This is a genomic window from Caenimonas koreensis DSM 17982 (assembly GCF_009646335.1).
Taxonomy (GTDB): Bacteria; Pseudomonadota; Gammaproteobacteria; order Burkholderiales; family Burkholderiaceae_C; genus Ramlibacter; species Ramlibacter koreensis.
Window position 1 is genome coordinate 1 of sequence record NZ_WJBU01000003.1, and the last position, 21,643, is coordinate 21,643.

The 21,643-nt window shown below is 63.1% G+C and carries 20 protein-coding genes; 7 read left to right on the top strand and 13 right to left on the bottom strand.

Features of this window, described 5'->3' with window-relative positions:
• Positions 1 to 80: 80 nt before the first annotated feature.
• The 6 genes from GHT07_RS03670 to GHT07_RS03695 form a co-directional block, all read right to left on the bottom strand.
• Complete coding sequence (locus GHT07_RS03670; RefSeq protein WP_153583716.1) at positions 81 to 1,343, bottom strand: 6-phosphofructokinase; 1,263 nt, start codon at positions 1,341 to 1,343, stop codon at positions 81 to 83.
• 10 nt (positions 1,344 to 1,353) lie between these two features.
• The gene (pepN, locus tag GHT07_RS03675) at positions 1,354 to 4,035 is read right to left on the bottom strand and encodes an aminopeptidase N (protein ID WP_153583717.1); all 2,682 of its coding nucleotides are present in this window, start codon (positions 4,033 to 4,035) and stop codon (positions 1,354 to 1,356) included.
• A complete protein-coding gene (locus GHT07_RS03680) occupies positions 4,028 to 4,774 on the bottom strand; it encodes an HAD family hydrolase (protein ID WP_153583718.1) in 747 nt (248 codons plus the stop codon). The genes pepN and GHT07_RS03680 overlap by 8 nt, the downstream gene beginning before the upstream one ends.
• Positions 4,771 to 5,875 (bottom strand): peptide chain release factor 2 gene (gene prfB / locus GHT07_RS03685; protein WP_153583719.1). Its coding sequence is split into 2 segments (ribosomal slippage): positions 4,771 to 5,793 and positions 5,795 to 5,875, totalling 1,104 coding nucleotides; the frame shifts between segments, so codons are not numbered across the junction. The genes GHT07_RS03680 and prfB overlap by 4 nt, the downstream gene beginning before the upstream one ends.
• A 40-nt stretch (positions 5,876 to 5,915) precedes the next feature.
• Positions 5,916 to 6,812, bottom strand: a complete 897-nt coding sequence (locus GHT07_RS03690) for a DUF2927 domain-containing protein (RefSeq protein WP_194792811.1) — start codon at positions 6,810 to 6,812, stop codon at positions 5,916 to 5,918.
• Positions 6,813 to 6,928: 116 nt separating this feature from the next.
• Complete coding sequence (locus tag GHT07_RS03695) at positions 6,929 to 7,855, bottom strand: alpha/beta fold hydrolase (protein WP_153583721.1); 927 nt, start codon at positions 7,853 to 7,855, stop codon at positions 6,929 to 6,931.
• Between the two features lie 62 nt (positions 7,856 to 7,917).
• Between GHT07_RS03695 and GHT07_RS03700 the strand changes: the two genes are divergently transcribed.
• On the top strand, positions 7,918 to 9,591 hold the full coding sequence (locus GHT07_RS03700; RefSeq protein WP_153583823.1) for an acyl-CoA synthetase: 1,674 nt from the start codon (positions 7,918 to 7,920) through the stop codon (positions 9,589 to 9,591).
• 81 nt (positions 9,592 to 9,672) lie between these two features.
• Positions 9,673 to 10,734, top strand: a complete 1,062-nt coding sequence (locus GHT07_RS03705; RefSeq protein WP_153583722.1) for an aldo/keto reductase — start codon at positions 9,673 to 9,675, stop codon at positions 10,732 to 10,734.
• 35 nt (positions 10,735 to 10,769) lie between these two features.
• Here the strand turns inward: GHT07_RS03705 and GHT07_RS03710 are convergent, their stop codons facing one another.
• On the bottom strand, positions 10,770 to 11,543 hold the full coding sequence (locus tag GHT07_RS03710) for a hypothetical protein (RefSeq protein WP_153583723.1): 774 nt from the start codon (positions 11,541 to 11,543) through the stop codon (positions 10,770 to 10,772).
• A 172-nt stretch (positions 11,544 to 11,715) separates the two neighbouring features.
• Between GHT07_RS03710 and GHT07_RS03715 the strand changes: the two genes are divergently transcribed.
• Both GHT07_RS03715 and plsY read left to right on the top strand, forming a co-directional pair.
• Positions 11,716 to 12,207 carry an aminoacyl-tRNA deacylase gene (locus GHT07_RS03715; RefSeq protein ID WP_153583724.1) on the top strand — a complete coding sequence of 164 codons (492 nt, stop codon included), beginning with the start codon at positions 11,716 to 11,718 and terminating at the stop codon, positions 12,205 to 12,207.
• 37 nt (positions 12,208 to 12,244) lie between these two features.
• The gene (gene plsY, locus GHT07_RS03720; protein ID WP_323740785.1) at positions 12,245 to 12,880 is read left to right on the top strand and encodes a glycerol-3-phosphate 1-O-acyltransferase PlsY; all 636 of its coding nucleotides are present in this window, start codon (positions 12,245 to 12,247) and stop codon (positions 12,878 to 12,880) included.
• A 19-nt stretch (positions 12,881 to 12,899) separates the two neighbouring features.
• Here the strand turns inward: plsY and GHT07_RS03725 are convergent, their stop codons facing one another.
• Entirely contained in the window at positions 12,900 to 13,649 is a 750-nt protein-coding gene (locus GHT07_RS03725) for a SpoIIAA family protein (protein ID WP_153583726.1), read from the bottom strand.
• A 69-nt stretch (positions 13,650 to 13,718) separates the two neighbouring features.
• Entirely contained in the window at positions 13,719 to 14,270 is a 552-nt protein-coding gene (locus GHT07_RS03730; RefSeq protein ID WP_153583727.1) for a hypothetical protein, read from the bottom strand.
• Positions 14,271 to 14,323: 53 nt separating this feature from the next.
• Here GHT07_RS03730 and GHT07_RS03735 point away from each other — a divergent pair, with 53 nt between their 5' ends.
• A complete protein-coding gene (locus tag GHT07_RS03735; protein ID WP_153583728.1) occupies positions 14,324 to 15,148 on the top strand; it encodes a phytanoyl-CoA dioxygenase family protein in 825 nt (274 codons plus the stop codon).
• A gap of 11 nt (positions 15,149 to 15,159) precedes the next feature.
• On the opposite strand, the gene GHT07_RS03740 is transcribed toward GHT07_RS03735, so the two are convergent.
• The 3 genes from GHT07_RS03740 to GHT07_RS03750 all read right to left on the bottom strand — a co-directional run bounded on the left by GHT07_RS03740 (position 15,160) and on the right by GHT07_RS03750 (position 18,327).
• A complete protein-coding gene (locus GHT07_RS03740) occupies positions 15,160 to 16,929 on the bottom strand; it encodes a calcium-binding protein (protein WP_194792812.1) in 1,770 nt (589 codons plus the stop codon).
• A 154-nt stretch (positions 16,930 to 17,083) separates the two neighbouring features.
• Complete coding sequence (locus GHT07_RS03745; protein ID WP_153583730.1) at positions 17,084 to 17,344, bottom strand: hypothetical protein; 261 nt, start codon at positions 17,342 to 17,344, stop codon at positions 17,084 to 17,086.
• 371 nt (positions 17,345 to 17,715) lie between these two features.
• A complete protein-coding gene (locus GHT07_RS03750; protein WP_153583731.1) occupies positions 17,716 to 18,327 on the bottom strand; it encodes a hypothetical protein in 612 nt (203 codons plus the stop codon).
• A gap of 186 nt (positions 18,328 to 18,513) precedes the next feature.
• Between GHT07_RS03750 and GHT07_RS03755 the strand changes: the two genes are divergently transcribed.
• Positions 18,514 to 19,677: an SGNH/GDSL hydrolase family protein gene (locus GHT07_RS03755; protein ID WP_228488169.1), complete on the top strand. Its 1,164-nt coding sequence runs from the start codon at positions 18,514 to 18,516 to the stop codon at positions 19,675 to 19,677.
• Between the two features lie 35 nt (positions 19,678 to 19,712).
• On the top strand, positions 19,713 to 20,384 hold the full coding sequence (locus GHT07_RS03760) for an OmpW/AlkL family protein (RefSeq protein ID WP_153583732.1): 672 nt from the start codon (positions 19,713 to 19,715) through the stop codon (positions 20,382 to 20,384).
• A 73-nt stretch (positions 20,385 to 20,457) separates the two neighbouring features.
• On the opposite strand, the gene GHT07_RS03765 is transcribed toward GHT07_RS03760, so the two are convergent.
• Positions 20,458 to 21,606 carry a hypothetical protein gene (locus GHT07_RS03765; protein ID WP_153583733.1) on the bottom strand — a complete coding sequence of 383 codons (1,149 nt, stop codon included), beginning with the start codon at positions 21,604 to 21,606 and terminating at the stop codon, positions 20,458 to 20,460.
• Positions 21,607 to 21,643 lie beyond the last annotated feature (37 nt).

Below are 21,643 nucleotides of genomic sequence, written 5' to 3' on the forward strand. Positions count from 1 at the left end.
GCCCCCCGCACGGCCGCGGCCCACCCCGAACAATGAAGGCCGCGGCCCACCCCCGAACGCAACGAACAAAAAAGCCAGCGTTACTTCAACTCAAACGCAGGAAGCTTCTTTGCAACAGGAACGTTTTTCAACGTCACGTAAACCGGCACCCCGTCCTTGAAGCGCGGATAGTCCTCACCCTGAATCAGTGGCAAGAGATAACGCTTGCACTTGGGCGTGATACCGAAACCATCGGGCGTGATGAAGTCGCGCGGCATGAATTTTTCGACGTTGGCGACCTTGGACAACTGCGCCATGCCGATCTTGTATTTGTACGGCTTGTCGCTGATGCGATCGACCGTTGGCATCACGGCGTTGTGGCCCTTCAACGCGAGCTTGACGGCGGCCTGGCCTAGTTCGTAAGCCTGCTTCACGTCAGTCTTGCTGGCGATGTGCCGCGCTGCGCGCTGCAGGTAGTCGGCCACAGCCCAATGGAACTTGTAGCCGTGCGCCTGCTTGATCATGTTGGCCACAACAGGCGCCGCACCGCCGAGCTGCGCATGACCGAATGCGTCGCGCGTGCCTTGCTCTGCCAGGAACTTGCCGTCGGCGTAGTGGCAGCCTTCGCTCACCACCACGGTGACGTAGCCGTGCTTTTCAACCAGTGTCTTCGCGCGTGCGAGGAACTTCTTCTCGTCGAACACGACCTCGGGGAACAGCACGATGACGGGAATGCCGTGGTCTTCGATCAAGCCACCCGCTGCCGCGATCCAGCCTGCATGGCGGCCCATCACTTCCATGACGAACACCTTTGTCGATGTCTTGGCCATCGAGCGGACGTCGAACGATGCTTCGAGCGCGGACACCGCCACGTACTTCGCAACGGAGCCAAAGCCGGGGCAGCAGTCGGTGATCGGCAAGTCGTTGTCCACCGTCTTGGGCACGTGGATGGCCTGGATGGGGTAGCCCATCGCTTCAGACAACTGGCTCACCTTGTAGCAAGTGTCGGCCGAGTCGCCGCCGCCGTTGTAGAAGAAGTAGCCGATGTCATGCGCCTTGAACACTTCGATCAAGCGCTCGTACTCGCGCTTGTTCGCTTCGAGCGACTTCAGCTTGAAGCGGCACGAGCCGAAAGCGCCTGACGGCGTGGAGCGCAGCGCTGCGATAGCCGACGCGGACTCCTTGCTCGTGTCGATCAGGTCTTCGGTCAGAGCGCCGATGATGCCGTTGCGGCCGGCGTACACCTTGCCGATTTTGGCTTTGTTCGCGCGCGCCGTTTCAATCACGCCGCAGGCAGATGCGTTGATCACGGCGGTCACACCGCCGGACTGTGCGTAAAAGGCGTTCCTCTTTTTGGTGGCCATGTTGGGTCTCTCAGTCTTCACTCAGGGCGCGCGTGACGACTTCACGCGTGTCGTTGCTCAGGTCAGGCTTGGCAGCCACTCGCGCAATTGCTTCGCGTGCGGCACTGCGCATTGGCTCGGCAAGCTTCTTCCAGCGGTCGAGCGCGCGGGCGAGGCGTGCTGCGACTTGTGGGTTGATGGCGTCGAGCTCGATCACCTTGTCGGACCAGAACACGTAGCCCGCGGCGTCGGCGCGGTGGAAGGCGCCCGGGTTGGCGCTGCAGTAGCTGAAGATCACGCTGCGCGCACGGTTGGGGTTGCGCATGCTGAAGTCAGGGTGCGTCATCAACTGCTTGACGATGGGCAGGATGTTGCCGCCACGGTCGGTCGCGCCGGCTTGCAGCGCAAACCACTTGTCGATGACCAGTGCCTCGTCCTTGAACATGGCGTGGAAGCGTTGCAGCGCTTGCGCGGCCAGGTCGCTGCCGCTCGTGACGAGCGCGGCCAGCGCATTGAAGCGGTCGGTCATGTTGCCGGCATCCTTGAAGCGCTGCAGCGCCTTGCCCGGCCACACCGTGTCGCCGCTCGTGCGCGCGGCAATGCACAGCATCGCAAGCGCAAGGCCCGTCAGCGCGCGCCGGCCAGACGACAGCGAGTCGGGCTTGTAGGCGCCGTTCTCGTGATGCGCCTCGAAGGCCCATTCCCAGTCAGCGTGCAAGGCGGTGGCAAGTTGCGCGCGCAGTGCTTCGCGCACAGCGTGGATGCGCTGCGGATCGACAACGTCGAGTTGCTCGGCGACATACGTCTCCGACGGGAGCGTGAGAGCGAGCTCCTTGAATGCAGCGTCGAGCTTCGGGTGGCGCAGCACCGAGCGCATTGCTTCGATGTAGCGCGCGTCGAGCTTCATGTCGGCGACTGCAAGCGCGTCCTGGCTGATGAATGCCATCATCCGATTGAGCGCGAGGCGCTGGCCTGCTTCCCAGCGGTTGAACGGATCGGTGTCGTGTTCGAGCAGCGCGAGCAGTTGCTCGTCGGTGTACGCAAAGTCGAGAATCACCGGCGCGCTGAACCCGCGAAGGATCGACGGCACGGGCTCCGCTTGCAGTCCCGTGAAGGTCAGCGTTTCAGATTCCTGCGTGAGCACGTGCATGCTGCTGGCAACCTCGCTGCCGTCGGCGCTGATCAGGCCGAGTGAGATCGGGATGACGAACGGTTCTTTCACGGCCTGGCCCGGCGTGGGCGCGCAGCTTTGCGAGAGCGTGAGGCTGTAGGTGCCCGACGCGCCGTCGAAGCTGCCCACGGCTTTCACGCGCGGCGTGCCCGCCTGCGAATACCAGCGCTTGAACTGCGGCAGCAGTTGCGCGAGCTTCGAATCGGGGTTGGCATCGGCAATCGCCTGCGTGAAGTCGTCGCACGTCACGGCGCTGCCGTCATGACGCTGGAAGTACAGGTCCATGCCCTTGCGAAAACCCTCGCGGCCCAAAGGATCGGATGGTCCCGAGGCGACCATGGTTTGCTGCATGCGAACGACTTCGGCACCTTTTTCGTACACCGTCACGGTGTAGAAATTGTTGATCTCCAGATACTGGTCGGGGCGGATCGGATGCGCCATCGGGCCTGCGTCTTCCGGGAACTGCGCGGTGCGCAGCACACGCACGTCTTCAATGCGTTTAACAGCGCGCGCCGACGCTTCGCTTGCCAGGTCCATGCTGAACTCCTGGTCGCGAAAGACGGTGAGGCCTTCCTTGAGCGAGAGCTGGAACCAGTCGCGGCAGGTGATGCGATTGCCCGTCCAGTTGTGGAAGTACTCATGGCCCACGACGGATTCGATGTTGCCGAAATCAGTGTCCGTGGCCGTGGCCTGGTTCGCGAGGACGTACTTCGAGTTGAAGATGTTCAGGCCCTTGTTTTCCATCGCGCCCATGTTGAAGTCGCTGGTGGCGACGATCATGAAGCGCTCCAGGTCGAGCGACAGGCCAAAGCGTGCTTCGTCCCAGGCAACAGAGGCCATCAGCGAATTCATCGCATGCTCGGTCTTGTCGAGATCGCCGGGGCGCACGTACACCTGCAGCAAGTGCTCCTTGCCCGCACGCGACGTGATGCGCTGCTCGCGTGCAACCAGCTGGCCTGCCACGAGAGCGAAGAGGTAGCTCGGCTTTTTGAACGGATCGACCCATTTCGCGAAGTGGCGGCCATCGTCGAGCGTGCCTTGCTCGACCAGGTTGCCGTTGGACAAGAGCACCGGGTACTTCGATTTGTCGGCGCGCAGCAGCACCGTGTAGCTCGCCATCACATCAGGACGGTCGAGGAAGTAGGTGATGCGGCGAAAGCCCTCGGCTTCGCACTGTGTGTAGAACGAGTCGCCGCTGGTGTACAGGCCAGAGAGCTTGGTGTTCTTGGCAGGCGCACAGGTGGTGAAGATTTCCAGCTCGAACACGTCGTTGCCGGCGGGCAGGTTTTCCAGCACGAGCTGGCTGTCTTCCATCTTGAACGACGTGCCTTGCCCGTTGACCAGCACGCGCGACAGGTTCAGCTCCTCGCCATCGAGCCGCAGCGCCTGCGGCACCACGTGCGGGTTGCGCCGCATCTTCATCTTGTTGAGGACGCGCGTCTTGGCGGGGTCGAGGTCGAAGCAGAGATCGACGCTGTCGATCCAGAAGGCGGGCTCCTGGTAGTCGGACCGGTGGATCACGCTTGTTTGTCCTTCACGCATAAAGGCTCTCCAGAAAATTGTGTTTTATCAACTCGTCGTAGTCGCGCACTTGCGCCACTACGTGCGGACCAGCCAGGTCATGCGGCCGGTGACTCGTGCATACGGCAACAGCCCGCATGCCTGCGCGCCGTGCGGCTTCGATGCCGAACGGTGCGTCTTCAAACACGATGCATTCTTGCGCTGCAACGCCCATGCGGCGTGCGGCTTCCAGGAAGATGGCCGGCTCGGGTTTGCCAGGCAGCCCTTCGTCGCCGCCGACGACGGCGTCGGGCGATGGCCGCATCTTCAGGTGCGAGAAGGCGAAGGCGATGTTGTGCTTGTCGCCGGCAGTGCCCACGCCAACCTTCAGCCCGCGCGTCATGGCCTCGCCCGCGAAGCGCCTGAAGCCAGCCACTTCAGCAAACACGGGTGTGAACAGCTCGCGATAGATCGCTTCCTTCTCGCTGATCAGCGCCATCGCCTCGTCGATGTCCATCTCGCGCCCGAACACTTCATGCATGCACTCGACGCCGGTGCGGCCCGTGGTGCGGCGCAGGAGTTCGGCCGGCTCCATCTCGATGCCGTGGCGGCGCGTGAACTCGAACCAGCTCTTCGCATGAAAAGGCATGGAGTCGATCATCGTGCCGTCCATGTCGAAGATGAAGGCCCCCACGGTCGGCCACTGCGTGACCTCCCCGCCCCCCGAGGGGGCGCTCGCGCCTTGGGGCGGCCCGGCGGCGCTCAAGGCACTCTTTTTCATACGCCTTGCTTCAGCGAGGCCTCGATGAACTGGTCGAGGTCGCCATCGAGCACTTTCTGCGTCGCGGAGATTTCAACGCCCGTGCGCAAGTCCTTGATGCGGCTGTTGTCCAGCACGTAGCTGCGAATCTGGTGACCCCAGCCCACATCGGTCTTGGTGTCTTCGAGCTTTTGCTGCTCTTCCATCTTCTTGCGCATCTCGTGGTCATACAGGCGAGAGCGCAGGCGCTTCCACGCGACGTCACGGTTGCTGTGCTGGCTGCGGCTGTCCTGGCACTGCACGACGATGTTCGTGGGGATGTGCGTCAGGCGCACCGCTGAGTCGGTCTTGTTGATGTGCTGGCCGCCCGCGCCGGAGGCGCGATAGGTGTCAACGCGCACGTCCGCCGGGTTGATGTCGATCTCGATCGAATCATCGATTTCCGGATAGACGAACACACTCGCAAAGCTCGTGTGGCGGCCACCCGAAGAATCGAAGGGCGACTTGCGCACCAGGCGGTGCACGCCGGTTTCGGTGCGCAGCAGGCCGTAGGCGTAGTCGCCTTCAAGTTTGATCGTCGCGCTCTTGATGCCTGCCGTGTCGCCGGGCGATTCGTCTTCGACCGTGGTCTTGAAGCCCTTGCGCTCGGCGTATTTCAGGTACTGGCGCAGCAGCATCGAAGCCCAGTCGCACGCCTCGGTGCCGCCTGCGCCGGCCTGGATGTCCAGGAAGGCATTGAGCGGATCGGCGGGCTTGTTGAACATGCGGCGGAACTCGAGGTCTTTCACATCCTTCTCGAGCTTGTCGCCTTCGGCTTCGATGGTGGCAAGGCCTGCCTCGTCGCCTTCTTCCTTGCTCATCTCGAACAACTCGAGGTTGTCGGCGAGCTCACTGGTCAGGTTGGTGAGCATCACGACGACGCCCTCCAGCTGCTTTTTCTCGCGGCCCAGTTCCTGGGCTTTCTTGGGGTCGTTCCAGACCTGCGGGTCTTCGAGCGATGCGTTGACGGTTCTCAGGCGTTCCGATTTGGCATCGAAGTCAAAGATACCCCCGGAGATCTTGCGTGCGGGTGGCGAGGTCGGCGAGCTTGGCGCCGATCTGGTTGATGCGTTCTGCTTCCATTTTTTTGGTGTCCCGGGAAAGAGGACGATTTTCGCATGCCTTACTGACCCACCGCTCCCAGCTGGGCCTGCGCGCCGCGATTGCCCATGGCCGAAGCGCGCTCCAGCCAGCGCACCGCCAGCATCGTGTCGCGCGGGGCCGTTGCCCCCTGGAGGTAGGCGACGCCCAGGAAGTAGCTCATCTCGCTGCGGCCGAAGTGGATGCCGTCCGCGGTCGATTTGCCGGAGCGTTTCACCACGGCCGGCACGTCGCCCTGGCCATTGGCGTAAGCCTGCATCTGCGCCACTGTCGTGGTGAAGAACCGGTCGCGCGCTTTCAGGGCCAGCGCCTTGTTGGCCTGCGTGGCGATCAGTTCATCGGCCAGCACGGGCAGCGCTTCAAAGGGCGTCATCCCCGGGCGCATGCGAGGTGAATACCAGGCGCGCAGCATGACCTTGTCGAGCGCAAGAAGCCCGTCCATCCTGCCGGCGGAATAGCTGAGCACCGTCAGCCCCGAGGGATGGCCGCGCACGCCCATGACATGCATGGCCTCGTGATAGGCGCAACGCCATGCGTCCTTGTTGCGCATCTGGACGGTGGCGCTCTCAATGCGGGTCTCGGTTTTGAAGTTGAGCAGCGTCACGCAGGGCTGGTTGTCCTGCAGGGCCGTGTCGGGAACGACTTCAATGTTGAGGTTCGCCTGTTGCTCGGCAGCGGGCAGCTCGCTCACGTCAACAAGCCGCACGCGGGCCTGGTCCGTCACGGCGTGCAACGCCTCCATGGTGCGGGCCTTGTAGGCTGCTGCGTTGACACCGTGGATGCGCACACGCACATCGTTTTCCCAGCGCACGATGCGCGTCGGTGTGCCGCTTTGGTGCCAGAGCACCTCCCATAGCGAACCCATGCCCTGGTCGAACTCGTCGGCAAACGCCCCCAGGGGCAGCAACAAGCCCAGCAACAGTCCCCAACAACTTCTGCGCATCCGTCACCCCGAACACTTGTGGTGAAAAGGAGTGTGGGGTAGGAGCTCTCCTACGACAAGCGCTGTTACTTCTCCTACAAGCGGCAGCAGGCTCAGCGTGAATTTGTCTCGAATGCTTCAGCAGCGAACTCTTCAATAAGCGCTGCGACTTGCCGGGGCTGGTCGTGGTGCAGCATGTGGCCGGCGTCTTCGACGCGTGCGATCCTCACACTCGGGACTGACTTCAGCCGTTCGTGGTACTCGGCCAGCGAGTACTTGCCCTGCCACCACGTGTCCAGGCTGTTTTCACTGCTTTCCACCGCGAGCGTCGGGGCGGTGATCGACTTGTAGATCTCCAGCACTTCATCGACGCGGAAGAGCTGCGCGTTGGTGATCTTGTGGGCTGCATCGCCCAGGATGCGCCACTTGCCTTCACCGTCGGGTGCGGCCCATTCCTGCGCGAGCCAGTCGGCCTTGTCTTGCGTGAGGCGCTTGTTGGTTTTCATGAGCCTTGCTGCAACGCCGGCGGCGCTGTCATAGGGCTTGAGCGCCATCTCGCCGCGATGGAATGCCTTGAGCTCGTCCATCCACTTCGCGTAGCGCTTGGGCGCCTGCGAAGGCCGGGTGGCGGCCATGCCAAAGCCTTCGAGGTTCACGAGCCTGCGCACGCGAGCGGGGCGCGAGCCGGTGTAGAGCATCACGACATTGCCGCCCAGGCTGTGGCCCACGAGATTCACGGGCGCGTCGGGCGAGTAGTGGTCGAGCAGGAAGTCGAGGTCGGCCAGGTAGTCGGGGATCCAGTAGTTGTCCACGGGTGCGCCTTCTGTGAGGCCGTAGCCGCGCCAGTCGGGTGCGATCACGTAGTGGTCATGCTTGAACGCGTCCACGACGAACTGCCAGGAGGCCGCCACGTCCATCCAGCCATGCACCATCACGAGTGGCACCTTGCCGGGCGCCGGCTCGCCCCACACGCGCACGTGGTACTTCAGATTGCGGATGGGGACAAACTCGCTGCGTGCAATGTTCTTCGCTTGGTACATTCGGCTGATCATAAGTAGCCGGGGGTCATCGCGTGAGTCAAACCAGCGACAACTATGCGCAGATGCATGCAGCCTTCGGCTGGAAGGTGCCTGAGTACTTCAACATCGCGCAAGCCTGCTGCGCGCGCTGGGCGAGCCAGCCCGATGCGATCGAGCGCACGGCGATTCGCGCGCATGGCACGGCGGCAGGCACTGAATTTCTCTCCTATCTGGAACTGCAGGTGCGCGCCAATGCACTGAGCCACTTGCTGGTGACGCTGGGGGTCCAGCGCGGGGACCGCGTGGCGGTGGTGATGCCGCAGCGCTTTGAAACAGCGATTGCCTACATGGCGATTTTCCAGATGGGTGCAGTGGCGATGCCGCTGTCGATCCTGTTCGGGCCTGAGGCGCTTGAATATCGTTTGCAAGACAGCGAAGCGGTGGTGGCGATCTGCGACGAGCAGTCGGTGGTGAACCTGCAGGAAGTGCGGGGGCGCTGTGCGCACTTGCGCACGTTGATCGGTGTGGGCGATGCTGGTGCGAAGGCCGATGTGCCTTACGAAGCTGCGTTGGCCGGACAGCCCACCCGGTTCGAAGCCGTGAAGACGAAGGCAGACGAAGGCGCCGTGCTGATATACACGAGCGGCACGACCGGCCCGCCCAAGGGAGCGTACCTGGCGCATCGCGCCATCATCGGCAATTTGCCGGGCTTCGTGTGCAGCCAGAACTGGTTCGGCTTTGCGCATTCGCCCAACAGCGATGCCGTGTTCTGGTCGCCTGCGGACTGGGCGTGGACGGGCGGCTTGATGGATGCGCTGCTGCCTTCGCTGTACTTCGGCAGGCCCATCGTTGCGTACAACGGCCGCTTCAGCCCGGAGCTGGCTTTCACGCTCATGCAGGAGCATGGCGTGACGCACACGTTCCTGTTCCCGACGGCACTCAAGGCGATGATGAAGGCCTACCCACGCCCGCGCGAGCACTTCCGCTTGCAGTTGCAAGCGATGATGAGTGCGGGTGAAGCAGTGGGCGATGCCGTGTTTGCCTATTGCCAGGAACAGCTCGGCATCACCGTCAATGAAATGTTCGGCCAGACCGAGATCAACTACATCGTCGGCAATTGCGCGATGAATGGCGACACATCACGCGGCATTGGCTGGCCCGCGCGGCCCGGCAGCATGGGTCGGCCCTATCCGGGGCACCGCGTGGCGGTGATCGACGATGAAGGCAATGAGTGTGAGGTGGGTGTGCCTGGCGATGTGGCGTTGAACCGCTTCGACGTGCATGGCGACCCCGACCCGATCTTTTTTCTCGGCTACTGGAAGAACGACACCGCCACGCGCAACAAGTTCACCGGCGACTGGTGCCGCACGGGCGATCTCGCCACGCGTGATGCCGATGGCTACCTCTGGTACCAAGGCCGTGCAGATGACGTGTTCAAGGCGGCGGGCTATCGAATCGGGCCCAGCGAAATCGAGAACTGCCTGGTCAAGCATCCGGCAGTGATCAATGCCGCCGTTGTGCCCAAGCCGGACAAGGAGCGCGGCGCGGTGGTGAAAGCTTTTGTGGTGCTCGCGCCGGGATTTGCCGGCAACGATGAACTCGTCGCGCAACTGCAGGCGCACGTGAAGGGCAAGCTCGCACCCTACGAATATCCGAAAGAGATCGAGTTCATCGACGCGCTGCCGATGACCACCACGGGCAAAGTTCAGCGCAAGGAATTGCGCCTGCGCGAGGAAGCGAAGGCGAGGGCCGCGTAGGCCTTCTGGCGCGTGATGCGTGATGCGGGGGGGAATTCGATTATTCTGCGCATCCACTCCAACGCTTGCGGTTCATCTTCCATGCAAAAAATCCAACTCGGCACCAGCAGCCTGCAGGTCACGCCGATCTGCCTTGGCACCATGACGTTCGGCGAGCAGGTCGATGAACCCACGTCGCACGCCATTCTCAACAGGTCGCTTGAGCGCGGCATCAACTTCATCGACACCGCAGAGATGTATTCGGTGCCGACACGGCAGGAAACCTACGGCGCGACGGAAACAATCATCGGCAACTGGTTCGAGAAAAATCCAGGTGCACGCAACAAGCTGGTGCTCGCGACCAAAGTTGCCGGCCCGTCGCGCGGCATGCCGTGGGTGCGTGCAGGCGAAGGCATGACGGCGGCCGACATCATCGCGTCGTGCAACAACTCGCTCAAGCGCCTGAAGACCGACGTGATCGATCTCTATCAAATTCACTGGCCCGAGCGCAATGTGCCCGCGTTCGGCCAGCTGTACTACGACCCAACGAAGGAGCGCACCGTCACGTCGATTCATGAGCAGCTCGAAGCATTCGACCAGCTCGTGAAGGCAGGCAAAGTCCGCTACATCGGCTTGTCGAATGAGACGCCTTATGGCGTGCATGAATTCATCCGCCTGGCCGAGCAACACAACTTGCCGCGCGTGGCGACCGTGCAGAACGTGTATTGCCTGATCAGCCGCCATCTTGAAAATGGTCTGGATGAGACGATGAAGCGGCTCAACGTGTCGCTGCTCGCGTATTCGCCATTGGGCTTTGGTTTGCTCACGGGCAAGTATGACGAGTCGGGTGCTGAGGGCCCGGATGCGCCCAAGCTGGCGCGTCTGGGCAAGTTCGAGAGCGTGCGCAAGGGCCGCTGGGGCCGTGAGGAGGCGCTGGTGGCTGCGCGCAAGTACAACGCACTGGCACGCGCCAACGGCATGACGCCGACGCAGATGGCGCTGGCGTTCTGCTACACGAAGTGGCAAGTGGCGAGCACCATCATCGGTGTGACGAGCATTGCGCAGCTCGACGAGGACGTCGATGCATGGGGCACCACGCTGTCGCCCGAAGTGCTCGCGCAGATCGACGCGATTCGCAAGACGGATCGCGATCCGGCGCATTGAGCGGCCCGCAAATCGCACCCCGCACATGGGTCAATTCAAACGACCTGCTGCGGATCAGGGCGCCCATGCGGCTCGCTCATCATTTGTAAAAAGCGGTGGTACGCGACCGGATCGGATTCGCTGACTTCGAAGTTGAGCTGGCGACGGGCGATGTCAAACACGTGCATGCCCGACTTCGGTCCTTCGGTGACCTCTACCAGGACATGGTCTGCACGCGCATCACGCATATGCGCTTGTTGGCGCTCGCCGGCGTTGTTGATTACTACGATCGCGGGGCGTTGGTCTTCGCGCAGAGCCATAAGCGCTGATATGCGAGCGAGATCCGACTCAGCCGGGTGGGGTGAGGTGCCCATGAGTGACTCGTTCGCGGCGACTCGGGCTTCTAGCCCTTTGGTATCCGCCTGGCATGGTCCATCGGTCTGATCCCATTCACTGAAGTCTTGACCCAACAGGAATTCGCCATTTGTCGCGTCGAAGCTATAGAGTTGGCCGTCGGCCAAGATCTCGACGGTGATGTCAAATCCGTCCATCGAATGGATCTTGACTGGAATCAAGTCGCCATCTGTGTCCTCAATGAAGGCGGGAGGCCGATCAGATTCGTTCCACGCAAGATGTCGCGCGGTTGTTTGGTAGTTGAGGTGTGGCGTCGTCTCATAGCTGCCAAGCAGATGCGCGGGTGGCCTTTGACGCAAGTAATCCGCTGCTATTTTTGCCAGGTCCTTTGGCAGAACGGTTGCAGACGTGATCGCGTTAGTGACTTCCTGCGGGGAAATCGGGACTTGTTGTTTGTTGCTTGCGATAGGCTCCATGAGTTGGTTCCGTGGTTTGCTCTAGGGGGCTCTGAGCAACTTCGTGGCACGCGCGTGCTTTAGGTTCCAATGCGGCACCGAAAAGGGCGTGGATTCCTGCGCAACGAACCGTTTGGCGGCGTTCACTTTCAACACTGCCCCTTTGGTAGCGGCCGATGACAAAATGAAAGTCATGGCAAAGAAAGACCACGTCAGCGAAACACCAGCCACAGCCTTCCTCAAGGCGAACGGTGTCGCATTCACCGAGCATCCGTATGAATACCTCGAACACGGCGGCGCGCAACACAGCGCGCAGGTGTTGGGATTCGATCCGTTCATGGTCGTGAAGACGCTCGTGATGGAAGACGAAAAGGCGAAGCCGCTGCTCGTGTTGATGCACGGCAATCGCACTGTGTCGACAAAGAATCTCGCGCGGCAGATCGGCGTGAAGTCGGTGGAGCCGTGCAAGCCCGAAGTCGCCAACCGGCACAGCGGCTACCTCGTGGGAGGCACTTCGCCGTTCGGCACGCGCAAGGCGATGCCGGTGTACGTCGAAGAGACGATCCTCGCGTTGCCGCGCATCCTGATCAACGGCGGCAGGCGCGGCTATCTCGTGGGCCTCGATCCGCTGGTGGCCCAACGCCTGCTCGACGCACAGGCTGTGAACTGCGCGCTGGCAGAATAGCGGCTCCATGTAGCGACTCCTGCCGGAGCCTCCTCGCGTGCAACAGCTCTATCCCCTCTTCGCCATCCTCGCCGCCTACCTGGTGGGCTCACTCGCCTTTGCGGTGCTCGTCAGCCGTGTGATGGGCCTGTCGGACCCGCGCACGTTTGGCAGCAAGAACCCCGGTGCCACCAACGTGCTGCGTTCAGGCAGCAAGCCCGCTGCGGCGATCACGCTGCTGCTCGACGCGCTCAAGGGCATGGTGCCCGTGTTGCTCGTGAAGTTTTTTGGCGCGCCTTACGGCATGGAAGAAGGCACGATGGCAGCAGTGGGGCTGGCCGCATTTGTCGGCCACCTGTGGCCCGTGTTCTTTCACTTCAAGGGAGGCAAAGGCGTTGCGACGTTCATCGGCGTCGTGTTCGGCATCAACGTGTGGCTGGGGCTGGCGACGGGCCTGACGTGGATCATCATTGCCGTGTTCTTCCGTTACTCGTCGCTCGCATCGCTGGTCGCAGCTGTGTTTGCGCCGGTGTACTACCTGCTCGGCGACCGCGCCGCCTGGTATGCCGATGCGCGCGTCGCGCTGGCACTGGCCGTGATGGCGATGATGCTGTGGTACCGGCACCGCGAGAACATCGCGCGCCTGCTCAAAGGCAAGGAATCGAGGCTGGGCGCCAGCAAGAAGGGCGCCTGAGCCGCCCGCCTGCGCGTCGTCAGCCGAGCACGATCACGCGCGCGCGCGGCACCGCGGTGTAGGGGTCGTAGCCGATCAGCCCTTCACGGAACGACGATTCCAGCGCCAGCGCCATGCGTTCGCGTTCTGCATCGTCGGCGGCGATCAGGCGCTCGGCAAGCTCCGGCTCCAGGCGCACGGTGATGGGTGTCGCCATCTCGTAGTCCGAGCTTTCATCACTGCGGATCGCCCATGAAATGGCCAAGGTGCCGGTCGGCAGCTGGATCGCCTGCGAGTGATGGGGGAACATGTGCCGCACCGACGCCCAGATCGCGGCACGCGCCACGTCGAGCCCTTCGGTTTCATGGCGCAGGTCTGAGGGCAGGCCGCTGCGCAACCACGCAATGGCGTGCTCCCGGGTGTCGAACACCTTCATGTGCGCTCCCTTGGAGCGCGCCACGCTTTCGCTGGTTCGGGTGATCTTGTCCGTGCGCACCACGGACGCGACATGCGACAGATGGGCCAGGCAGGTGGCAACCTGCTGCCCCAGCTGCATCTGGCCGGCCACGTGCACGTCGCCTTCGAGCTTGAGCAGGTCGAACAGGACGCGGCGGTCGCCGTGCTCCCGGCTGATCACGCCGACACGGCGTATGAGTTCAAGCAGCTCCGGCAGGCCGACATATCCCGTCAGTGCGACTTCGAGGTGGTCTTTGCCGCGTGCAACACGTGCATGCATCGCCGAAGGAATCGGCAGTGACGACGGCCCTGTGTCGATGGCGATTTCATGCATCGAGCCAACTGTAGCGCTCCGGCGTTGGAAGCAGCGCGCGCCTGTCGTTTTTCTTCCACGCCCGCAGGATCAGTTCGGCGCTACCGGCGGTCGAGGCCACGCCTGCAGGTTGGCCGACATCACATCGCTGATGAACTGGGGCACATATTCATCAGCGGTGCGCTGCTGGCCAGGCGACAGTTTGCTGTACAGCGCCTTGACCGCATCCGCCAGGCGCTCGGTTTGTGTGTAGATGTTGCTGGCCGCGGTGAGCTGCTGCTGGGCGACCTGTGGGCCACCGAAGATCTCCGACGCGGAGACAGCGCGCGGGCGCACCGGCGTGAACTCCAGCAGCGCGGCGCGAAGATCGTCCCACGCACGCACTTGTTCAGGCGCAAGGCCCAGGCGCCGCCGCAGGTCGTCCAGGCGCTGCTCAAGCGGCTCGGCGCGGACTGCGTCCCGGTTGCGCTCGATGCGGCTGGTGATCGAGCCGTCATCGCCGCCGCGGCGCGGCCCGCCGGGGGTTCCGGAGCCTGCGCCCGCGCCGCCGTACTGGGCGTGGGCAGGCAAGGCAGCGAGCAGTGCGAGTGTTGTGCAGAGCGCTGCTCGCACGAGCTGGGTCACAAGTTGCGGGTGTTTCATCTCAGGGTTCCTGTTGAAGACGTGGATGTCGGTGGCAGGCACAATCTTTCGTCATGGCCCGATTGTCTCCTGATGAAGTGCGCCGCTTTGCCGATGAAGGCTGGGTCAAGCCCGCATTTCGCCTGCCGCCAGTGCAGGTAGCGCACATGCGCACCGCGCTTGACGATCTGATTGCGCGCAACCCCGGTGTGCGTCCTGAAAAGCTCGTCTCTGCCCACGTCGAAGGCAGAGGCCGTGACGGCGACAACGGCGAAGGCGTGCGCGGCAGCGCAGCATTCCTCGAACTGGCGCGCGATGCGGCCATCGTCGAACTCGTGTCCGGCGTGATCGGTGACGACGTGATCCTGTGGGGCTGCCATGTGTTCTGCAAGCCGCCCATCGAAGGTTTTGAAACGCCCTGGCACCAGGACGGCCACTACTGGCCGATTCGCCCGCTTGCCACTTGTACGGTGTGGGTGGCTCTTGAAGATTCGAAGGCCGACAACGGATGCCTGCGCGTGATTCCTGGCTCGCACCTGCCGCGCAAGCTCTACGACCACCTGCATGAAGACCGCACCGACCTCACGTTGAATCAGCGCATGGCTGCGGGCACTTTCGATGAAGCGGCCGCCGCCGATGTCGAACTGGAAGCCGGCGAGATGTCGCTGCATGACGTGTACCTGATCCATGGGGCCAGGGCCAACACATCGACGCGCCGCCGCACGGGTGTTGCGCTGCGCTACATGCCATCGACGTCGCTCTTCGACCGGTCGCTCAAACCTGTGGACGGCAAGACCGGTGTGGCCGTGAAATTCGCGAATCGCCCGCTGTGGCTGCTTCGCGGCGTGGACCGTTGCGGCGGCAACGATTTCGACATCGGTCATCACCGCGACACCTGAGCCGCAAGCGTTCAGGACAGCGTGTATTCCAGGCCCGCCTGCGCCAGGCCCGTGAGGTTGACGTTGGCGAGGTTGTACGACGTGTCCGCGGCGAGCATGCCGAGATAGCCCTGCGAGTAGCCGGGCGTGTTCAGAATGTCGATGTATTGCTGGGCCACTTCTGCGCTCGGGTGGAAGCCCACGAGATTGAAGAACACGTGGTCAACAAACTGTGCGTTGCTATGTCCGCCTGCCTGGTTCGCAAAGAGGGTTGATGCGGCCGCCGCACTTGCCACAGCTTCGTAGCTCATGCCCGAATCGAGCATGGCGAGATACGTGCCCACCACGCCCTTGTCCTGCAAACCTGCCAGGCCGAACATGGCCGTGACCACCTTGGCCGCGATGCCCGCATTGCCATCGATGTCATAGGCCACCGATGTATTGGAGAACGTCAGACGCTCGACGGATTCGAGTGTGTCCTTGTCGACAGTTGCGTTCTCCTTGACGCTCAGGCCGGCGTCGCTCACCGTCACGGTGTAGGCCGACTTTGCACCTGTGTAAAGCGCGCGGTCGATGCCGGTGCCGCCGTTGATCACGTCGCTGCCTGCGCCGCCGGAGATCACGTCATTGCCGCCGCGCGCCACGATGTAGTTGGCCGCGGCCGTGCCGGTGAGGGCTGCGTCCACGCCTTCAGTGCCGGCGATGATCGACAGGTTTTGCGGAGTCACCTCCTGGATGAAGCCGGAGCCGCCGCGGATGCCCGCGGCCAGCGCGCCGAGTTGCGCTTGCGTGTAGTAGCCGGTGTCGAGCAGGTGGGTGAGCAGGTCATGCGTGCCGGCATCCGGGAAAAAGCCTGCGACGTTGTGATAGACGAAATTCACGAAGTCGCTGTTCGAATGCGAGCCGGCTGCGGTCGCAAAACGATCTGAAGACACCGCAGCGCCAACAGCCTCTTCGACCGTCAGGCCGCCTTCGAGGAGTGCGAGGGTCTGGCCGAAGAGCGCGCCGTCGGCCAGGGCTGCCGTGCCGAACAGGGAAGCGACTGTTTCCACTGCGGCCAGGCCGTTGCCCTGAGAGGTGGTGACGAAGAAGCGGTTGGTGGCCGTCACGTAATCAGAGAACGTCAGGTGTTCGACGCCCGACAGCGTGTCCACGCCGTTGGTGGCGTGGGTCACGACCAGGTTGTTGCCTTGCTGTGTGATGGTGAACTGGCTGGCTGCGAGGTCATAGAGCGCCGTGTCCAAGCCCGCGCTACCGTCGAGGCTGTCATTGCCCGAGTAGCCATAGAGGAAGTCGTTGCCATTGCCGCCAAGCAGTGTGTCGGCGCCACCGTCGCCTTCGAGGTAGTCATCGCCGTCCAGGCCCGTGAGCAGGTCGTCGCCCTGGGCGCCGACGAGTGTGTTGTTGTCGTTGTTTCCGGTGAGGGTGTCGTTGAAGGCAGAGCCGATTGCGCCTTCGATGCTGATCAGCGTGTCGTTGCCGTCGCCGCCGCTGGCGGTGTTCGTCATGAGGCTGACGTTGACGGGTGAAGGCGCTATGTCGTAGAGCGCCAGGTCGTTGCCGGCGCCGCCGCTGATCGTGTCGTCACCGGCGTCCCCACCTATCGAGTCGTCGCCATTCGCGCCCAGGAGCGTGTCGTTGCCGGCGCCGCCGTAGATCACGTCGTCGTCTTCGCCGCCATCAATCGAGTCGTCGCCGCCGGACCCTGACAGGGTGTCGAAGCCGGCAAAGCCGAAGATGGTGTCAGCAAGCGATGTGCCGCTGAGGTTGTCGTTGCCGTCGGTGCCGGGGAGAAATGCCAAGATGCGCTCCTTGCTACTGCCAATCGATGTTCGCGGCCGGCTATGCGCCGGGGCGGGGCGATTCTGCCTGACGAAGGTAAACGCGGGGTGAAGCCGCTGTCCTTGCCCGCCGCCGGCAACAGGGCCGGCAGCGGGCAAGCGCGGACATCAGGGGTTACAGGCGCGTGACGCCGGAGATGAACCCCACCAGCTCGCCGTTGACATAGAGCGCGCCTTCGGGGGCGCCTGCGTCACGGTAGATGGCGTGGATTTCCACGGGGCCTGCAGCGGGGGCGGCGGCCTTCTTTTCGCTCGTGGTGGCCAGTGCCGTGAGCACGTCGCTGGCAGTGCGCAGGAGCGCTGCAAGAAGGTGCAGCAAGGTTGCGCTCAAGGGGCGGGCCACATCGGATCCAGCCCACGGCATCGTCTTCGTCATATTTTTCTCCTTGTTATCGGTAACTTGCGGGAACCAAAGCAAAACGGCCCGGGGTTGTGAAACCACCGGGCCGCATGTCGCTGCTGAAAGAATGCTTCAGCAGCCAGGCGGACCGGCACCCCGGAGGTCGAATGCACGCGCTGCGTCGCGAGCGTTGCCACGTGAATTGCGCTGCGCGCCTGCTCGGTCAGAGCGGCGCATGGCGAACAGGTGGGACAACGTAACGATGGACATCAAGGCGGGCGTGGGTTGGGGGAAGGGCCTCATCGGCAAAAATCAGCCGACTTGCGCAAATGATAAACAATTGATTATCAAATGCCAAGTGAAATGAATCACCGCCCTGGCGGGCTGTATCGCGGGCGCGACAGGCCCTAGCGTTTGCGCTTGAGCGGCGCGACGCCTGTTTGTACCCGTTGCCACAGGGCAAGCGGATCGTCCTGTGGCATCGGCACGCTTGCCCTGGACGGTGCGGGCGTGCCGGGCTTGGGGGGCGTGTTTGTCGCCGTGATGGACGGTGATGGCTTGGCGCCTGGCGTCATCAGCACTTCACCGAGCAAGTCCATCAGCCGCGCCCGTGCGCGTTGCGGATGGCGGCGGTAGTAAGTGAGCACCAGCCCGACGATGAACCGCTCGTCGTCATCAATGGGCAGCGAGCTCTCGGCTGGGGCCGCTGTGGCGGCGGGCTGTGAGACGGAAAGCGCTGCATCGGCAGCCGAACCATCGTGAGGCGTATCCATCCAGCCGTACGGCTTGTGCGACAGCTGCTCGAACTGGCGGGCGAGCCGCTCGCCGATCTGGCGTGAACGGCTTTTGATCTGGCTCCAGTAGCTCGGCTGGATCTGAAGGCGTTCGGCAAAGCGCCGCTCCAGGCCGCGCAGCGTGGCTACATCGGGGTCTTTGACGGTGCTGCGCAGGAACTCTTCAAATAGTGCCAGCGCGTTGTCCAGCCTGATTTGCGCGACGTCTCGGGGGCCTGATTGCATGGACGTCAATGATAAAGCTTCGTTCATCTGCGGAACAAGCCGCCGGAATTCGACCCTCGATCCCGGCGGTTGATGCTGACCGGCTCGGTGGATACCCCGTGTGCAATCAGGGTTGGCAGGCATACCATGCATAGGGCGAAAACGAACGGTCGTTCTATTTTATTCAGGAGACATCGGATGAGATTGATGAGGACAAAACTCGCAGCGGTTGCCGCTGCAGTCGTGCTGGCCGCTTGCGGCGGCGGCTCTGGCCCGGGCAACCAGGCGCCGGCCGTGGCATTCACTTCCATGGTGAACTTTGGCGACAGCCTGAGCGACGTGGGCACCTACAAGGTGGGCACCGTCGCTGCACTGGGCGGCGGCAAGTTCACGGTGAACGGCCCGACGGCCCGGAACTGGACGGAGTGGATCGCAGCCGACATCAAGGTCGCGGCGCCCTGCCCGGCACAGACGGGCCTGTTGCCCAACATTCCCGGCCTCGTCGGCGCGCCGGTGGTGCAGAACACATCGTGCTCCAGCTATGCGCAAGGCAGCTCGCGCGTGAGCGGCATCTTCGCACCCAACAGCGCCACACTGCAGGCGGCGCCGTTCAACCAGCAGACGCTCGGCATGACGGCAACACCGCTCACGCAGCAGATGGCGTCGCACCTGGCGCGCCACGGCGGCGCTTACAGCGGCACAGAACTCGTCACGGTCATGGCCGGCGGCAACGACATTTTCATGAACGTCGGCGGCGTGGGCGCTGCGGGTGGCGGCGGTGCGGCTGCGGTCGGCGCCGCCATCGCGGCTGGCTGGTCGTCTTCGGTGCAGGCTGCCGTGGCTGCAGGGGGTCCTGCCGCTGTCCAGGCTGCTGCTACCGCAGCTGTGACCAGCATGGGCGCAGCCGGCGCGGAACTCGCCGGCCTCATCAAGACGCAGATCATCGCCAAGGGCGCGAAGTACGTCGTCGTGGTGAACCTGCCTGATGTCAGCCAGACGCCCTTTGCCATGTCAACGGACGCGCAGACGCGCGGCCTCGTCAACCAGATGGTCACGACGTTCAACGGCCAGCTCGCTGCGGGCCTGTCGGGCGTGGCAGGTGTGGTGATGGTCGATGCCTACACGCAAGGCCGCGACCAGACCGCCAACCCGGCGCAATACTCGCTGAGCAACGTCACGACGCCTGCCTGCAGCACGACATCGCCAGCGAACCCGCTGCAAGGCTCGTCGCTCGGTTGCACGGCAGCCAGCACGATCGCTGGTGACGTGAGCGCCTACCTGTACGCTGACTCGGTGCACCCGTCGCCATACGGCAACCAGCTGCTCGCGCAGTTCGTCGCCGTCCAGATGGCCAAGGCCGGCTGGCTCTGACCGCCTGAACAGAGAACCAACAAGGAACATCGATCATGAGCAAAACCAAGAAGCTTCAGTTGATCGCCGCGGCAGCGCTGCTGGCATCAGCCTTCAGCACGCAGGCCCAGACGGCCGGCAGCTGGCTGGCGCGCATCGGCGCAACGAACATCAGCCCTGACGTGACGAGCGGCAACCTCACGGCCCCCAGCCTGCCCGGCACCAAGGTGGACATCAACGACAGCACGCAGCTCGGCGGCGGCATCACCTACATGCTGACCGACAACTGGGCGGTTGACCTGCCGCTGGCCATGCCGTTCAAGCACACGCTCTCGGGCGATGGTGCCATTGCCGGTGTGGGCAAACTCGGTGACGTGAAGGCACTGCCTTTCACGCTGCTGGGCCAGTACCGCTTCATGGCGCCGAATGCGCAGCTGCGCCCCTATGTCGGCGCTGGTATCACCTACGCGAAGTTCTATCACTCGCGCAGCACAGGCGTGCTTTCGTCGTTGACGGGTGGCTCGCCGACGACGTTCACCGTTGACTCGAAGTGGGCACCGACGGTTCAGCTTGGCGTTGTGTTCAACGTCAACGACAAGTTGTTCGTCGATACGATGATCTCCAAGACGTGGCTGAAGACGACGTCGCACCTCTCCACAGGCCAGACGATCGATACCAAGCTCGACCCGATCTCGATGTCGATTGGCATCGGCATGAGGTTCCGCTGACGCGTTCTACGCATGCAGCCAAGCGCCCTTCGGGGCGCTTTTTTTTTTGGGGCGGCCACGGCAAGGGCTGCTGTTATGGATCCATATCCGCCAGCCGCGCGATGAATCCCCAGCCGCCACCGAGTTCACTCACGGCCAGCACGAGCTCGTTTCTGCCTGCATCCAGCGGTAGATAGATCGCGTCGTTCTCCGCATCCATGATTCCGAGAAAGCCCGGATCACGGAAGGACTGCGCGCTGCGGCCACGATAGAGAATCCTGCCGTTGAGAAACACGGTCACATCGTCGCTGTAGCCGAGATACAGTTTTTTCGTTTGCTTGCGGTCCGACTCGATCTGCGTTTGCGCATAGATCACCCGCATCCCTTTTTGCGGCTCGAGCCGTTTCGACGGATCGTTCGCAAAGCTCACGGGCGGATGCGGTGCTTCGCGATAGCGTTGCAGCGCGACGATGCCGGGTGCTTCGGCCTGCACGTCCTGCCACTGCATTTGCTCTTTTTCCTGCAGGCTCATCGGCCGCTCGAGGTTGCGCGCGAGCGCATCGAGCGATGCAGAGATGCGCCATTTCGTGAGGGTGCCCTGCGGCGTGGCGGGCCAGTTGCGCTGCCACGGTGCTGCAGGCGTGCTACGCACTTCGAAGTTCGTAAAGCACACGTCGCCAGTGAGCGAGGCCAGCGCAACCTGGCCTTTTGCCAGCCCACTCTTGAGGTCGTCCATCACGAGCGCAGGCTGCCTCATATTGTCGACAAACAGGTTCGCCTGCGCGCCTTTGATCTCCAGGCGCAAGTGGAACCACTCGTTTTGCGGAACATCGACAGCGCCCGTGAAGCCCTTGCCGCTATAGAGCTGCCAGTTCAGGCCGCCGCCCAGAACCGGCGTGTATTGCAACGCATCGGGCAAGCCTGACTTGTGCTGCCGCAGGTAGACCCATTCGCCATTGGCACCGTCGCCGTCGAGGCGGAACTGGATGCCGAAAAACCCGCGGCGGGCAGGCGTTGCCACATCCACATCGATCACGCCGTCGCCCAGCTCGAATGCCTTGATCGCGGCCGCCGCACCATCGAGCATCAGGCACTTGCGGCCAAGGTACTGCGTGACTTTCGCGTTGCCTTCCAGCTCCCATTGCGGCGAGTCGGGGCTGAGTTTCAAAGCAGGTTGTGCCAGCGCGTGCAAGGACGTTGCAAGCAGTGCCAGCGGCAAGACAAGCCGGGTGCGTGTGGACATGGGTGTGGCCTCCATGCGACCACGATACGAGTGCGCT

Coding starts and splice junctions, on each gene's coding strand:
- GHT07_RS03705 (WP_153583722.1), top strand. CDS start 9,673: ATGCAAAAAATCCAACTCGGCACCAGCAGCCTGCAGGTCACGCCGATC.
- GHT07_RS03710 (WP_153583723.1), bottom strand. CDS start 11,543: ATGGAGCCTATCGCAAGCAACAAACAACAAGTCCCGATTTCCCCGCAG.
- GHT07_RS03680 (WP_153583718.1), bottom strand. CDS start 4,774: ATGAAAAAGAGTGCCTTGAGCGCCGCCGGGCCGCCCCAAGGCGCGAGC.
- GHT07_RS03695 (WP_153583721.1), bottom strand. CDS start 7,855: ATGTACCAAGCGAAGAACATTGCACGCAGCGAGTTTGTCCCCATCCGC.
- GHT07_RS03735 (WP_153583728.1), top strand. CDS start 14,324: ATGGCCCGATTGTCTCCTGATGAAGTGCGCCGCTTTGCCGATGAAGGC.
- GHT07_RS03670 (WP_153583716.1), bottom strand. CDS start 1,343: ATGGCCACCAAAAAGAGGAACGCCTTTTACGCACAGTCCGGCGGTGTG.
- GHT07_RS03750 (WP_153583731.1), bottom strand. CDS start 18,327: ATGCAATCAGGCCCCCGAGACGTCGCGCAAATCAGGCTGGACAACGCG.
- GHT07_RS03700 (WP_153583823.1), top strand. CDS start 7,918: ATGCATGCAGCCTTCGGCTGGAAGGTGCCTGAGTACTTCAACATCGCG.
- GHT07_RS03715 (WP_153583724.1), top strand. CDS start 11,716: ATGGCAAAGAAAGACCACGTCAGCGAAACACCAGCCACAGCCTTCCTC.
- pepN (WP_153583717.1), bottom strand. CDS start 4,035: ATGCGTGAAGGACAAACAAGCGTGATCCACCGGTCCGACTACCAGGAG.
- GHT07_RS03725 (WP_153583726.1), bottom strand. CDS start 13,649: ATGCATGAAATCGCCATCGACACAGGGCCGTCGTCACTGCCGATTCCT.
- GHT07_RS03745 (WP_153583730.1), bottom strand. CDS start 17,344: ATGACGAAGACGATGCCGTGGGCTGGATCCGATGTGGCCCGCCCCTTG.
- GHT07_RS03760 (WP_153583732.1), top strand. CDS start 19,713: ATGAGCAAAACCAAGAAGCTTCAGTTGATCGCCGCGGCAGCGCTGCTG.
- GHT07_RS03765 (WP_153583733.1), bottom strand. CDS start 21,606: ATGTCCACACGCACCCGGCTTGTCTTGCCGCTGGCACTGCTTGCAACG.
- GHT07_RS03730 (WP_153583727.1), bottom strand. CDS start 14,270: ATGAAACACCCGCAACTTGTGACCCAGCTCGTGCGAGCAGCGCTCTGC.
- GHT07_RS03755 (WP_228488169.1), top strand. CDS start 18,514: ATGAGGACAAAACTCGCAGCGGTTGCCGCTGCAGTCGTGCTGGCCGCT.